A 15,209-nucleotide genomic window follows, 5' to 3' on the forward strand; every position below is an offset into this window, starting at 1 on the left:
GCGGCATCTTTTATTCTCATTGGTAATCCACAATGTCCCAATTCCAGCTTCGAGCGCATCGACCGGCCCGGCCAATTTTTTACCTCGCGCCAGCAATCGCGCTGCTTACCGTGTTTTTTCTGGCGCCGATCCTGGTCAATGCGGTGATCGCCTTTACCGACATGGGGTCGAACCTTCGGGTTGGCCATTTCACTTTGCAGAACTTCGAACGGATCGTGCAGCGTGATGCGCGTATCCCCATGGTGTTGTTGACGACGCTGATCTACGTTACCGCGACCCTTTTCATCTTCAATGTTGGCCTCGGCGCGCTTCTGGCGATGACCTCAACCGCGATTCCCGACCGATTGGGTAATTTCTTCCGTGGACTATGGCTTTTGCCGCGCATGAGCCCGGCTGTGCTCTATGGGATTTTGTGGATCTGGATCGCCGATCCGACGCCCTTGGGATTGCTCAACCAGGTGACGGGCGCATTTGGCCTGCCACCGGTCAACCTGCGCAATGATTTTCCGCTGCTGCTGGTCATTCTGGCAAATGGCGTCGTCGGGGCCTCCTTTGCAATGGTTATCCTGACCTCGGCGATCCGCTCGATCCCTTCGCATCTCGCCCATGCAGCGCGGGTCGATGGCGCCAGCGAATGGGGTGTGCTGCGCCATGTGGTGGCGCCAGCGCTCTCGCAGCCGATCCGCTTCATCACCATCTATCAAGCACTCTCGCTGATGACGACCTATGAATATATCCTGCTCATCACCGCTCATCACCGCTCATCACCGGTGGCGGGCCTGTTTACGATTCCACGCCTTACGCGCTCTACATCTACCGGCGGGCCTTCGAAAGCGGCGCCTATGCCTATGGTGCGGCGCTGGCGCTCGGCCTGATGGTTCTCGGGGTTGTCGTGACCTTGGTGCAATGGCGTTTTGCCAACATGCGCTCCACCTTTGCCGCTCCAAAAATCGAGGTTCTGTGATGTCACTGGTCCAGGCCGATACCATGCCGTCCACCGATTGGGCACGCCTTGAACGTCGGGGCATTGCTCATCGTGCTGGTTTCCTTTCGGCGCTCATCCTCTTCCTGACAATCGTTTCGATCCCAATTCTGCTGCCTTATCTCTGGTTGCTGGTGAAATCGCTCACCTCGTCCGACAGCGCCGTCAGCCGGCTGGTGTTATGGCGCAGCACTGCGCTTGCCGGTACCGGTTATCTCGGTGCGATAGCGCTGGCTCTGCTGGCGGATCGGCTGCGCAGGCCCGGTCTTTGCTGGGCGGTGCTTGGGGCCGTGATCGTCGTTTTGGTGGCGATTTTTCTCGCTCCGAACCTGACATTCGACAATTATCGCTTTCTGTGGAACCCTGATATCGCTAAAATCGGCACTAATCGCATGGACCTGATGCCATCGATCTGGTCGGCGCTCGGCACGTCGCTGGTGTTTGCGATTTCCCAGACGGCCATCGTCACACTCGTCGCCACGCCCGCGGCCTACGCGCTGTCACGGTTCGCCTTTGCGGGGCGCGAAAACATTCTGCGCGGCCTGCTTCTGCTGCATGCCTTTCCGGCGCTGGCGCTCACCGTCGCGATCTTCATCCAGCTGTACTATATGGGCCTGCTCAACAATTTGGTCGGTGTCGTGCTGGTGTTGAGTGCGCTGGAAATGCCGTTTGCGATCTTCGTCCTTAAAGGGTTCTTTGACGGCGTGCCATGGGACATCGAGATGAGCGCGGTCACAGATGGCGCAACGCGCTTCCAGGCGTTTCGCATGGTGATCCTGCCGCAGATCCGCGGTGGCCTGATTGCGGTCGCCACCTTTACCTTTCTCAGAGGCTGGGAAGAATATGTCTTCGTCCAGACGCTGCTGATCGAAAAGAACCAGATGACGATGAGCCTCTACCTGTTCTTCGTCGCGCAGGATCATATCGGCGCGGACTACGGCATGATCGCCGCCGTCGGCATCGTCTATCTCCTGCCTGTGCTGGTCCTTTACACCTTCACCCAGAAGTACATCACGCAAATGAGCTTCGGCGGGATCAAAGGATAACCGAAATGGCCAAGATCACTCTCGACAACATCACCAAAAGCTGGGGCGAGACCCAGGTCCTGAAGCCGATGAGCTTGACCATAGAGGATGGCGAGTTGGTCGCCATCCTTGGACCTTCCGGCTGCGGGAAATCGACGACGCTGTTTCTGCTCGCCGGTCTGTATGCGCCGACATCCGGGCAGATCACCTTCGACGGACACATCGTCAACCGCGTCGACGCCCGCGATCGCAATGTCGGCATCGTCTTTCAGTCCTATGCGCTCTATCCAAACCTGACGGTGCGCGAAAACATCGCTTTTCCGCTTCGCTTCAAAACCATGCGCAAGGACGAGATTGCCAGGCGTGTCGAAGAGGCAGCAAGCCTTGTCCAGATCAGCTCCCTGCTTGACCGCCGTCCCTCGCAGCTTTCCGGCGGCCAGCAGCAGCGTGTGGCCTTAGCCCGTGCGCTGGTGAAGGAACCGAATATCCTTTTGCTCGACGAACCGCTTTCCAATCTCGACGCGACCCTGCGCATCACCATGCGGGCCGAGTTGAAAAGCATACAGAAGCGGCTCGGCTTTACCACGCTGATCGTCACCCATGACCAGATCGAGGCGATCACCATGGCAGATCGGATCATCTGCATGAACAATGGCGAGATCGCGCAGGTTGGCACGCCGGATGATCTCTATCGCCGCCCCAGCAATCTGTTCGTGGCAGGCTTTATCGGCACGCCGCCGATGAACCTTCTCAAGGGGCATGCCATGGGGTGCCGATTGCGTATCGGCGAGGCATCCGTGGCGCTCACGGCGCAGTGCGAAGGGGAGGTGACGCTCGGTCTGAGGCCCGAAGACATCACACTTGTTTCGCATGCAGATGCGCTGCTCGGTGGGGACATTATCAGCGTGGAGCCTATGGGGCGTGAAGTGTTCTACACGATCGACACGCCCGCAGGCGTCATCCATGCGCTGGAATATGGCGAAGCCGTGCGGCATGCGCCCGGCACCAGGGTCGGCATCGTCTGTAAGCCGGAACACACGCTTTTGTTCAACGCCTCCGGCAATCGTATCGTTGATCTCAACGCCAGGTTTTTGCATCATTCCGACATAAGGGCGAAAGCACTCGAGCCGGCAAACTGACAGGATTTTTCAATGACCAAAATCGTATCCCATCGCGGGGCCAACCGGTTTGCGCCGGAAAATACCTTTGCGGCAGCCGATCTTGCCCTCCAGCAAGGGGCAGACTACATTGAGCTTGATGTGCGAGAGAGTGCTGACGGTGTGCTCTACGTCTTCCACGACGAAACCTTGGACCGCACCACCAATGGCACCGGCCCGATCGGCCATGCAATGTCGGACGAAATCGACACTCTGGACGCAGGAAGCTGGTTCTCCCTCGCCTTCAAGGGCGCGGTCGTGCCAAGGCTTGATGCCTATCTCCAGCATCTGCGTGGCCGCGCTGGCGTCTATATCGAGCTGAAATATTGCGATCCGGCCAAGGTGGTTGCATTGGTGCGAAGCCTCGGCATGGTGCGCGACACATTCTATTTTTCGTTTTCCGAAGACATGCGCCGTGATCTGCAATTGATCGCGCCGGAATTCCGTAAGATGATGACGCTCAATATTGCCAAGTCGCCGTCTCTGGTCGGTGCCGTCCATCATGCCACGATCATCGAGATGACTGTTGAGCAAATGCGGCGGCCGGGTCTGTTGAATGCATGCCGCAAAGCCGGGCTTGAGGTGATGATCTATTACGGAGGGGACGACAGGGCCATTCACCGCGAAATCGCCAAAGCCGGTGTCGATTACATCAATCTTGACCGTCCGGACCTGTTTGAGGCCGCCCGTTGCGAACGTCAGGAAGCTGCCGCCTGATGCAGATCGCAGTTGTCGCCGATGTCCATTTGCATGATTTGTACGGCGGGTATGGCATGGTGGAGGAGGGCGGTGGACTTGCCCTTCGCACGCTGGCGGATACCATGGCGTCAACCCGCGTGTTCAACGAGAGCCATGCTGCCTTTCGAGCTGTGCTTGACGATATCGTTCGGCGCGGCATCCGCGATGTCGTGCTTCTCGGCGATTATTCCGATGATGGCCAGGTTGACGCGGTTGCAGCCGTCAAACGCCTTCTTTCCGACTATGAAGACAGACACGGCCTGCGGTTTTTCGCAACCTTCGGCAATCATGATTGTTACGGACCGGCGCCGCGTCATCTGGCCAAGCTGCTGACGCAGGCAGATGGGCTTGATCCTCTGTTGGTGACGAGTGATGAACGTGCTCTGGCACCGGCAATCGTCTGCCCGGGGATGCGTGGCATGTCGACAGCTGAGGCTGTGGAGGCCATGGCACCCTATGGCGTCACGCGCCCCGCCACCATTCTCCATTGGGAGTCTCCTTATGACACTCTGGAGGACGGTGCGCCCCGACACTTGCCAACCGACGAGTGCGTGCATCTTGACGCATCTTATCTTGTCGAGCCGCAGGAAGGGCTCTGGCTTTTGATGCTGGACGCCAATGTTTTTCACAAAATTGGCGATATCTGGCAGGTGAGGGCGGATGCCGCATGGGATCATGTTCTGGCGGAACGGCCCTCTCTCCTGACATGGATAGAGGATGTAGCTGAACGTGCCAGCCGTTTGGCTAAGACCTTGCTGGCTTTTTCCCATTACCCGGCCTTGCCTTTGGCATTGGCGGGAGAAGGAAACAGCGTGCGGGCGGCGAGTACGCCGGACTGGTCGAAGCGTATGCCATCGCCTGAAAGTGGCCGGCGTCTCGCTCGTGCCGGGCTTCGATTGCATTTCAGTGGCCATATGCATGTCGCCGGGCGGGTTGAACTGGAGGGTCTCGTCAACATCGCCGTGCCGTCGCCCGTCGCCTATCCCGGTGGATACGCTATCGTCACATGTGGCGCCAGGCAGATTGACGTAGAGATCGCCCAGCTTGAAGACGTCTCGGGTTTCGACGCCGCGTTCCCGGCCTATGAGGTCCAGTCCGGTGATAAAAACAGCGCATGTTTGGCCAAGGTGCTTGATTGCGGGACCTATGCAGAGTTTCTGCGGGTCCATTTGCAAAATCTGATCGAAGCGAAACATATTCCCGATGATTGGCCACCTGAGTTTCAGGCATGCCTCGACGTGCCGATAGGGCGCATATTCCATGAAGATGCCGGTCTGGAAGGCCTTAACGTCGGATACTCGGAGGTTATGTCCCAGCCGTTTCGGCAGATGGTCGAGGATTATTACCTCTTCCGGGCTGCCGGACGACATGCCTTGGGAGACATTCCGGCAGAGAGGGTGGCGTTCTACCGCGATCTCGCCAAGCATCTCAGTTCGCAAGAGCGTGTTGGGACCGGAATGTCCGGAAAGATTGCCAAATTTCTGGAATTATTCGCCGCTTGCACACATTTTGATAGCTGGCTGGATGCGTGATTGCGTCGTCAACGAGAGAAACCAGAATATGGCGGGTTCAATCAGAGCCTACCGTCCCACTCCATTGACTCCGGACATTTCCTTTCGATCAGGATGACCAGGAGGAAACCATGCCATATGAATCATCGGCGGCTGTGCCTGGACGACCTGAAACCCAAGCCGCTGGTACATAGGAAAGCCGTTTGAACCAAAGACCGGCGTTGAAAGCGTCAGTGGAATGTTGCCGTTCAAAGCAGCCGCCTGCAACCCTCTGATGACATTGGAGCCTATTCCTGCGCCTCTGGCCTGCTTTAAAACCTGCAACTCGGAAATCCGCCAATCTGCATATCCCAGGTCGATGATGGTGCGTCCGACTGCGGAACCAAGCCGCTCAATGATAAAGTCGAGATGATCGGGATAGACGCTTTCAACACCGGTACGCATGGTCTTGAATTGCTGTTCATAGAGATCACGAATAAAATCGGGTTTTCCTTCCGCCCATGCGAGCCAGGGGCGGGTTTCGATAAACAGTTTGAAAATCAGATCCTGATCGCTCGGCCGAACAAGACGCAAATTCAAACCGTTTCCGAATGCGAAAGAGCCGGTAAAACCATTCATATATGTCTCGTCCACCTCACCACGATCAATTGAAAGCAACTTCCAAACGGATAACGCCGGGCTGAGGGCTGAGGATACGCTCAATATACGCAAACCCGATCTTATCCAGACTGCGATGCTCGATGACGTAGTCTCCGCTTTGAATCTCGGGAAAAGCGTTGTGCTGGACGCAGAGAAAAAGGCTGAAAGCCGTTCGCGCTGCTCCCGGTGCGGTACTGGCAGGATATTCGACAACCTTGGCCAACACCGCGTTGATCACTGTCTCCTGCGCGGTCAGTGTGAAATCGTCGCCGATATAGGGCGTGAATTTTGCTGCATTCAGAATGAGACCAGTCATTGACGAACCGGGTAGAGGCCTTGAACGCAGAAAATGAAGTTGATCGCCAGGTAAGGAGGCCTGGCGTCAATCGCCGCACCGGCGCCAAATGGCTGCACGGCGACAGCTCCGCCAGTTATCGCATTGGTGGCAATGCTCTGCGCCGCCGTCGGCGCATTTCCGGAAATCGCAACGCTGCTACTATCGAGGGTGATCGGGGCGCTTGAAGCAGCGCCGTAGATCCTTGTCGCAGCCGTATTTCCACCTGCAAGGGCAGAGCCCGTCGTTGGCAACTGAGACGTTCCCGCAGCGGGGCTTGCCTTCAAGGTTGCAGTCTGGCTTCCTGTCTGCGCGGGTATATTCACTGTTGCCTGGCCAGTGGGCGTAAAGACAGCTGCATGGGTATGGGCAGGAATCTGGCTCGAATTCAACGAAATGGTGTCGTTTCCGCCTTTGCTACCAATCCCGTAATCGGGGCTGGTGGGCAAGCGTTGTCCATATCCAATGGGCATTTTGCCGCGCAGGTCCGGTAGGTTAAAATAGGTTTGCTGGTCGCCACCGTAATAATTTGAAACAAGAGAATAAACGGCAGTATATTGATTTACCGTCAGTTTTTGACCCCAGCACATGAGCCAGCCTTCGGTCGCATAATTGAAGCCTACCGGCAAAATAGTCGCAAGATATGCATCCATAATAATCCTCCATGGGGACCGGAACATCGCTGATCAACGGCCGATTCGGGCTGATGAGATTTGAGCATATTTATTAACTTTAACTTAGTAAAATAAACTATTGCAATTTTTTGAGGGAGCTCGCAAGGACAAATTTCGAAAGCATCATCCCATGTCTGCTTCTGCCGAAAACTCTACCTAGGCGTTTAGAGCGATGTGTTTTAGCCACAGTCGAGACAAAACAGTGGAGGACATCGACTCTTCGCATTTGATGAGATTGTCATTCAACCAACGCTCGAATAATGCTCGAATGACGGGCGTCTTGTGGTGAGCGCTCGCTTTAGGGGCGGTATATCTTTGTTCGTCAAACGACAAGATTGATTATCGCTGCCTTGATTGAGCAGGGGTTTAGATAAGCATGCAATGCGGTAAATCGTTTCGTGTCACGCCTGCTCTGGCAAAGACAAAAAAGGCGGCATGGACTTGGCTCAAGCGATCAGCTAACGCCGTCTTCCGGGCTTTCATCGGCATCCTCACCATCCTGATTACCGGCTTGAGCTTTGCGACGGCGGCCAATGCCGCACTTTCAGCGTCATGCAGCCAAGTCAATTCAGACTTCAGCTCACCACGCTATCTCACCAATACCGACAACTTTTCCCCTGATTATCAAGGCTTGAGCGCTGGAGAGTATATCTCCTGGAGCTTTTCCACTACTGGAACAGCAGCTGGCGGCACCTCATCGGCAATTGTCATATACAGCGACAATTATAACAATCTTCTCGTCAACGAGAGTAATCTTGGTGGAAATATCAATAAATCCGGCAATTTTACAGCCAGTGCTTCGGTAGACAATCTACAGATGATCCTTGATGTCACTCAGGATTCATCAGCTAGTCCTTCCAATTACAACACACTCACATTCAGTGCCGCGTGTTACGCTAGTGCGCCGACTGTTCCCGGTGCGCCGACAATCGGAACGGCCACACCTGGTAACGCCCAAGCCACGGTATCCTTCACCGCCCCGGCCAGCAATGGTGGCGCGGCGATCACCAGCTATACCGTGACGGCAAGCCCGGGTGGGGCGACGGCAAGCGGATCGGCAAGCCCGATTACCGTGACTGGCCTGACCAATGGTACGGCCTATACATTTACCGTCACCGCCACCAACAGCATCGGAACCGGTGCGGCTTCGGCAGCAACGAGCGCGGTCACCCCGACAGCGCCAACCTTTACCTTCTCCCCGGCTTCCGGCTCTTTGACAGCGGCAACCGTGGGGACAGCCTATAGCGAGACAATCACCGCTTCAGGTGGAACGTCGCCCTATACCTATGCAGTCACATCGGGGACACTTCCCGCCGGTTTGAGCCTCAACACGACGACCGGGGAGATTTCCGGCACACCGACGACGGCCGGAAGCGCCAGCTTCACCATCTCAGCCACGGATGCCAATAGTGCGACGAGCTCGGCAAGTTATTCCCTTGCCGTAGCCGCAGGCCTTCCTGGTGCGCCGACAATCGGAACGGCTACAGCTGGCAACAGCCAGGCCACGGTGTCCTTCACCGCCCCGGCCAGCAATGGCGGCGCGGCAATCACCAGCTATACCGTGACAGCAAGCCCGGGTGGCGCGACGGCAAGCGGCTCGGCAAGCCCGATCACCGTGACCGGCCTGACCAATGGCACGGCCTATACGTTTACCGTCACCGCCACCAACAGTGCCGGAACCGGTGCGGCTTCGGCGGCAACGAGCGCAGTCACCCCGACAGCGCCAACCTTTACCTTTTCGCCTGCCTCCGGCGCTTTGACAGCGGCAACCGCGGGGACGGCCTATAGCGAGACAGTCACCGCTTCGGGCGGAACGTCGCCCTATAGCTATGCAGTCACATCAGGGACACTTCCCGCCGGTTTGAGCCTCAACACATCGACCGGCGAGATCTCCGGCACGCCAACAGCCGCAGCCAATACTAGCTTCACCGTCACAGCCACCGATGCCAATAGCGCAACGGGATCGGCGAGCTATTCGCTTGCCGTGGCAGCAGACCTTCCAGGCGCACCGACGATTGGGACGGCGTCCGCCGGAGATACCCAGGCGACCGTTTCGTTTACCGCTCCGGCCAACGATGGTGGCGCGGCGATCACCAGCTATACCGTGACGGCAAGTCCGGGCGGCGCAACGGCAAGCGGATCAGCAAGCCCGATCACCGTGACCGGCCTCACCAATGGCACGGCCTATACGTTTACAGTGACCGCCACCAACAGTGCCGGAACCGGTGCGGCTTCGGCGGCAACGAGCGCGGTCACCCCAACAGCGCCAACCTTTACCTTTTCGCCTGCCTCCGGCGCTTTGACAGCGGCAACCGTGGGGACGGCCTATAGCGAGACAGTCACCGCTTCGGGCGGAACGTCGCCCTATAGTTATGCAGTCACATCAGGGACACTTCCCGCCGGTTTGAGCCTCAACACATCGACCGGCGAGATCTCCGGCACGCCAACAGCCGCTGCCAATACCAGCTTCACCATCACAGCCACCGATGCCAATAGCGCAACGGGATCGGCGAGCTATTCGCTTGCCGTGGCAGCAGACCTTCCGGGCGCACCGACGATTGGGACGGCATCCGCCGGTGATACCCAGGCGACCGTTTCGTTTATCGCCCCGGCCAGCGATGGTGGCGCGGCGATCACCAGCTATACCGTGACGGCAAGTCCGGGCGGCGCAACGGCAAGCGGCTCGGCAAGCCCGATCACGGTGACCGGCCTCACCAATGGCACGGCCTATACGTTTACCGTGACCGCGACCAACAGTGCCGGAACCGGGACGGCTTCGGTCGCTTCGAACTCGGTCACCCCGTCTGCCGTTCTCCAGGCCCCGGTTGCCAACGCCGTCTCCGAAACAGTTGCGGCCAATTCGTCGGCCAGCGCAGTTACGCTGAACATTACCGGCGGCACGGCCTCTTCCGTTGCGGTCGCCTCAGCGGCATCGCATGGAACGGCCACAGCCTCCGGCACGTCGATCACCTATATGCCGACGCCGGGCTATTCCGGCTCCGACAGCTTTACGTATACTGCCACCAATGCCACAGGAACATCCTCGCCAGCTACGGTGACCATAACGGTCACAGTGCCAACCCTGGTCCTCTCGCCCTCGGCTGGTACCCTTGCAGCAGGCACGGTTGGTGCGGCCTATAGCCAAACCATTGCGGTCTCCGGTGGCGCAGAGCCGTATGATTACGAATTCCTGTCTGGATCCTTGCCAGCCGGCCTGTCCGTAACGTCAAGCGGCGCCGCCGCTGCCAGGGTTCTCTCCGGCTCGCCGTCGGCTGCCGGAACGAGTAACTTCACGGTTAAAATTACCGATGCATATGGCGCAACGGTCACCGCATCTTATTCCATCACCATCAATGCAGCAGCGCCAATCGCCAATGCGCTGTCGGCAACGGTGACGGCAAACTCTGCGGATAACGTTCTGGCACCCTCCATCACCGGTGGTGCCGCGACGTCGGTTGCCATTGCCTCCTCGCCAAGCCATGGGGCAGCAACGGTATCCGGCACCACCCTTATCTATACGCCAACGGCTGGCTACTCTGGCTCAGACAGTTTTACCTACACGGCAACCAATGCCACGGGAACATCCTCGCCAGCCACGGTGACCGTCACCGTCACAGACCCGACCTTCACCCTATCGCCGGCCTCCGGCACATTGACAGCGGCAACCGTGGGAACGGCCTATAGCGAGACGGTCACCGCTTCGGGTGGCACGTCTCCCTATAGCTATGCCGTCAGTTCCGGCACGCTTCCATCTGGTCTGACGTTGAACACTGCGACCGGCTCGATTTCCGGCACGCCGACGACCGCTGCCAATACCAGCTTCACCATCACGGCCACCGATGCCAACGGCGCCACAGGATCGGCAAGCTATTCGCTTGCCGTCACGGAGCCATCGGTAACGCTGACTCTGTCTCCTTCTTCAGGAACGCTCACCACGGCAACAGTGGGCACGGCCTATAGCCAGTCCGTCACGACAACCAGTGGTACCGCTCCTTATACCTACGCTGGAACCGGCCTGCCGGATGGCCTTGTCCTTGATACGAGTACCGGAACCATCAGCGGAACGCCGACGACGGCAGGAAGCTATGCTGTCGCTGTGACGGTCACCGATAGCGCGTCGCCCGCCAATAATGGCTCGGGCAACTATACGCTGACGGTTAACGCCGCGGCATCCATCGCCTTCTCGCCGGCTGGCGGAGCGCTAAAAGAAGCCATGGCGGGCGAGGCTTATAGCCAGCAGATATCGGCAACAGGCGGAACGGGATCGCTGATCTACAGCCTAGCCTCTGGAAGCCTGCCGAAAGGCATGGTGCTGAATATCTCGACCGGTGCGCTCAATGGTCCGCTCGATGCGGGGACGGAAGGCGACTATTCCTTTTCCATCCAGGCCCGTGACAGCAATGGTGTGACCGGTGCGGCAAGCTATACTGTCAAAGTGACCACGCGCGCGGTAACTGTGGCGGATCATGTGGTCGAGGTTCCCGCAGGCTCCACGCCGAATAACGTCTATCTCAACAAAGACGCCACCGGGGGCCCGTTTACCGAGGCCGATATTGTCTCCGTCGAGCCTCCCGAGGCAGGGACGGCGACCCTTATTCAAGGTGAGGTTGCAGCCGTCTCTTCAGCTTCGCCTGTCGGCTGGTATTTGAAATTCACCCCGAACCCCGCCTATTCAGGACAAGCCCGCATCAGCTATCGCCTTGCCAGTTCGCTTGGAAATTCCAACACGGGCACTGTCACCTACAACATCAATTATAATGCCGAGCAGGTCGCAACGGATATCGACAACCTCGTACACAGCTTCGTAGAGACCCGCCAAAACCTGATCTCCTCTGCGATCAAGGTGCCAGGCCTGATGGAACGAGGCAGAATGGCCAGGGCGACGACCCCGGTGACAACCAAAATGTCTCCTTCCGCGCAGGGAATGACATTCGGCTTTTCCACCAGTCTTGCACAGATGGAATCGGCCCGTGACAGTGCTGACGGCATTGCTGGCGGCTATTCTTCGCCGTTCAATATCTGGATTGATGGCGTCTTTTTGGCCCATAACGACAAGGATACCAATGGCAGCAAGTGGGGGAGCTTTGCCATGATCAACATGGGAGCCGACTATCTGCTGACCGACAAGGCGCTGCTGGGTCTTTCGTTTCACTACGACCGGATGACGGACCCGACGGATGAGGACGCCACGCTGACCGGCAATGGCTGGCTGGCTGGCCCCTATACCTCTTTCGAAGTAAGCAAAGGCCTGTTCTGGGATGCAAGCCTGCTTTATGGCGGGTCCTCAAACACCATCGATACCCAGCTCTGGGATGGCAATTTTGAGACCCGGCGCTGGATGTTGGATACGTCCATCAAGGGAAAATGGGCTTTAGACGAAGCGACCGTGGTGACACCGAAGCTAAGAGCGGTTTATTTTTCCGAAACCGTCGACGATTACGCCGTGGAAAACAGCTCCGGCGACACGATCGATCTGGACGGTTTTACCTCGGAGCAGTTCAGGGTGAGCCTCGGCGCTGAAATCGCCCGTTCCTTTACGCTTGCAAGCGGCTCGACCCTGACGCCAAAACTTGGTCTCACCACCGGCTTTTCTGGCCTTGACGGCTCCGGTTTGTTCGGATCGGTCACGGCTGGGGCATCACTGCAAACCTCCGAGGCTTGGGCGATTGAAGGCAATCTTCTGTTCAATATTGAAGGTGAGGGTGAAAAATCGGTCGGTGCGAAAGTCGGATTGTCGCGGAAATTTTGACGCAAGTCAGAGAGACAGGATTTTGAGCTGAGCATGGCTGCGGATAGCCAGTCTCGGCTCATTATCCGCTGTCGCGTTGGTTTGAAACAGCATTGGTTTGCCGGGTCAGGCAGTAATTTACCGCCCTCTCATAGGCCGTAGAGAGCTGTTGTTTGGATGACGGGGCAGGCTCAGCGATACCCTGATTTGTCAGATGACCGATGGGTGTCAGCACTTTTTACTAGGGGGTTGAGGGGCGCTGACGGAGGGCCGTCATTCAAGGCAAGGATAGCTTTAAGTTGCTTATTTTATAAATATTCTTCTTATAAGTGTAATTTGTTGGCAATTGAGGAGGAAAGCGCCATGGATCACATGAAATCATCTGCTGAGAGTAACGCGCCAAAGGTCGGTGACACGGTCATCGTGCGCGCCGCAATCCATCCAGCCATCGGCATTGCCCGTATTGGTGATGCCAAAACAGAATATTTCATCGGCCCCGAAGTTACCGATGCCCCTCCGGAAAATGCACCGCCGCCATCATTTTACCGAGACAAGACGGGCGCCATCAAGCGGCAGGCTGCCCGGTTTCGTATCTATGGCTATAATGCTGCCGGCGATGTCGTCAGCGAACTGACCAGCGGCAATGCCGATATCCATTGGACTGTGCATGTCGCCAATCGTAAAGCGCAATGGTACCAGTTCCAGTATGCTCTGGATATTCCAGAGGCAATCAATGCGCCTGACAATGCCTTTCCCCTGCGCAATCCAAAAGTCATGGATCGTTCGACCCTTGCCATCGATCCCGGCCCCCGCAGCATTTCAGGCTGCGATGTATCTGGACCGGCCTATGCCTTCGACACTGGCACCTTCAAGGCGGCCGCCGCCGAGCCGGTTGTCGTGCCGCTGGGTGAACTCAAGACGGATGCGGAAGGGCGACTGATCTTCCTGGGTGGGCATGGTAAATCGGCCTCGCCGACCAATGCCCCGGTCTTTGATCCGGCTAACCCGCCGAGCTTCAACAATGCCAATGATTGGTATGACGATACGTCCGACGGCCCTGTGATGGCGCAGGTTTCCATCAATGGTCAATCGATCCCGGTGGAATCGGCCTGGGTGGTGGTGGCTCCGCCAAATTACGCGCCCGACATCATCAGTTGGCGCACGATGTATGACCTGATGTGCGATGTATCGGTTCAGGCGGGCTGGATGCCGATGCCCAGTGAACCATCCTTTACGCAAGACATCCTGCCGATATTGCAGCGTCTCAGCAATCTGCAATGGGTCAACAAGGGCTTTGCGGCTTATTTCGGCAAAGGCTGCCCGCTGGATTTCAATAATCCCGATCTGCTTGCCAAGCTGTCGCAGAAACCGGCAGGGTTGAGGGATGGCGATGATCCCTACGGCGAATTGCGCCGCGCACTGTTCAACAGTTTCCGCCCGTCGGCGCCTATTGTGGCCGAGCCGGTGCAATGGCCGCATGTGCAGCCTTGGATCTATGGAGATGCTTTCGGCAGTTTCTCCGAAACTGGCCCCGGCAACATGCTGACCATGACGGGTCTGCAAGAAGCCATTCTGCGCAAATGGGTGGGAGGCAGCTTTATCGACGACTGGCCGGAGGCGATAAAACCGGTCTCGAAGATTGAAGAGGTTCCGCTTGCTGGGCAGCCACATATGCTGGATAAGGCCGCCTTGCATTATTGCCTCTCCGACACATTCCATCCGGGCTGCGAGATGACCTGGCCAATGCGCCACGCCAGTCTTTACTCCGCCCCCTTCCGCATCCGTCTGCGTCCTGCCAGTACCCCTGAGCCGGACTATGGATCGACCATGACGCCCATTCTGGTGGAAAAGGTTGGCGGACCGCTCTACGCCCAGCCGCCGGGCGGCATTACCCGTTGGATGGCCATACCCTGGCAGGGCGACACGGCTTTCTGCCGCTCGGGTTACGATCCAGAATTTGATCCTTATTTGCCGACTTTCTGGGCGGCGCGCGTGCCCAATCAGGTGCTGAGCGAGGAGGATTACAACAAGGTCATCGACACCTCCCTGCCACGCGCGGAGCGTCTTGCGGCCTATAGCCGCCGCGTCAACTGGCTGCGTGCAATCATGAACCACGATACGGCGCAGGTCATGATGGATATGATCGCGGAATTCGGGCAGCTCGGCATTGTCGAGGCACGGCCGGGCGTAAAGGATGATCCTGATTTCCCCGAGTATATCTATGTCGAGACATTGGCCGTCAGCAAACTCAAGCATGCCGCCGATCATGCGGTTCGCTTGCTTGCAGAGGCTCCGCAGCCGCTGACCAAGCTGGAAAAGGCCGGTTGGGCAAGCCGCGAGCAGTTTGAAGCGTTTCGGGCTGTCCGTGTTCAAAAGCGTTAAAAATCAGGAGCCAACGGCCCCGCCGGAGGGCGGCGGGGC

9 protein-coding genes and 1 pseudogene are annotated in these 15,209 nt (G+C 57.6%); 7 read left to right on the forward strand and 3 right to left on the reverse strand.

Annotated elements, in window-relative coordinates; translation table 11 throughout:
• Window positions 1-32 precede the first annotated feature (32 nt).
• From V6582_RS23935 to V6582_RS23955, 5 genes and pseudogenes are all read left to right on the forward strand, one after another.
• Window positions 33-964 (forward strand): annotated as a pseudogene (locus V6582_RS23935) (carbohydrate ABC transporter permease).
• A complete protein-coding gene (locus V6582_RS23940; RefSeq protein WP_156630397.1) occupies window positions 964-2,028 on the forward strand; it encodes a carbohydrate ABC transporter permease in 1,065 nt (354 codons plus the stop codon). The pseudogene V6582_RS23935 and the gene V6582_RS23940 overlap by 1 nt, the downstream one beginning before the upstream one ends.
• Window positions 2,029-2,033: 5 nt before the next feature.
• Window positions 2,034-3,146, forward strand: a complete 1,113-nt coding sequence (locus V6582_RS23945; RefSeq protein ID WP_156630396.1) for an ABC transporter ATP-binding protein — start codon at window positions 2,034-2,036, stop codon at window positions 3,144-3,146.
• A gap of 12 nt (window positions 3,147-3,158) precedes the next feature.
• Complete coding sequence (ugpQ, locus tag V6582_RS23950) at window positions 3,159-3,881, forward strand: glycerophosphodiester phosphodiesterase (protein WP_156630395.1); 723 nt, start codon at window positions 3,159-3,161, stop codon at window positions 3,879-3,881.
• Window positions 3,881-5,434 carry a metallophosphoesterase family protein gene (locus V6582_RS23955; RefSeq protein WP_156630394.1) on the forward strand — a complete coding sequence of 518 codons (1,554 nt, stop codon included), beginning with the start codon at window positions 3,881-3,883 and terminating at the stop codon, window positions 5,432-5,434. The genes ugpQ and V6582_RS23955 overlap by 1 nt, the downstream gene beginning before the upstream one ends.
• Before the next feature lie 48 nt (window positions 5,435-5,482).
• Here V6582_RS23955 and V6582_RS23960 read toward each other — a convergent pair whose 3' ends face one another.
• Genes V6582_RS23960 through V6582_RS23970 form a run of 3 tightly spaced genes read right to left on the reverse strand, consistent with a single transcriptional unit; the run spans window position 5,483 to window position 7,039 of the window.
• Window positions 5,483-6,031, reverse strand: coding sequence for a GNAT family N-acetyltransferase (locus tag V6582_RS23960; RefSeq protein WP_156630393.1), 549 nt, complete (start codon window positions 6,029-6,031; stop codon window positions 5,483-5,485).
• A 25-nt stretch (window positions 6,032-6,056) separates the two neighbouring features.
• Window positions 6,057-6,368 carry a DUF6916 family protein gene (locus tag V6582_RS23965; protein ID WP_156630392.1) on the reverse strand — a complete coding sequence of 104 codons (312 nt, stop codon included), beginning with the start codon at window positions 6,366-6,368 and terminating at the stop codon, window positions 6,057-6,059.
• A complete protein-coding gene (locus V6582_RS23970) occupies window positions 6,365-7,039 on the reverse strand; it encodes a phage tail protein (protein ID WP_197434270.1) in 675 nt (224 codons plus the stop codon). The genes V6582_RS23965 and V6582_RS23970 overlap by 4 nt, the downstream gene beginning before the upstream one ends.
• 397 nt (window positions 7,040-7,436) lie before the next feature.
• Here V6582_RS23970 and V6582_RS23975 point away from each other — a divergent pair, with 397 nt between their 5' ends.
• Window positions 7,437-12,809 carry a putative Ig domain-containing protein gene (locus V6582_RS23975; RefSeq protein ID WP_156630390.1) on the forward strand — a complete coding sequence of 1,791 codons (5,373 nt, stop codon included), beginning with the start codon at window positions 7,437-7,439 and terminating at the stop codon, window positions 12,807-12,809.
• A gap of 342 nt (window positions 12,810-13,151) precedes the next feature.
• The gene (locus tag V6582_RS23980; protein WP_156630389.1) at window positions 13,152-15,170 is read left to right on the forward strand and encodes a LodA/GoxA family CTQ-dependent oxidase; all 2,019 of its coding nucleotides are present in this window, start codon (window positions 13,152-13,154) and stop codon (window positions 15,168-15,170) included.
• Window positions 15,171-15,209: the final 39 nt, after the last annotated feature.

Source organism: Agrobacterium vitis (assembly GCF_037039395.1).
In the GTDB taxonomy this organism is placed as follows: domain Bacteria; phylum Pseudomonadota; class Alphaproteobacteria; order Rhizobiales; family Rhizobiaceae; genus Allorhizobium; species Allorhizobium vitis_E.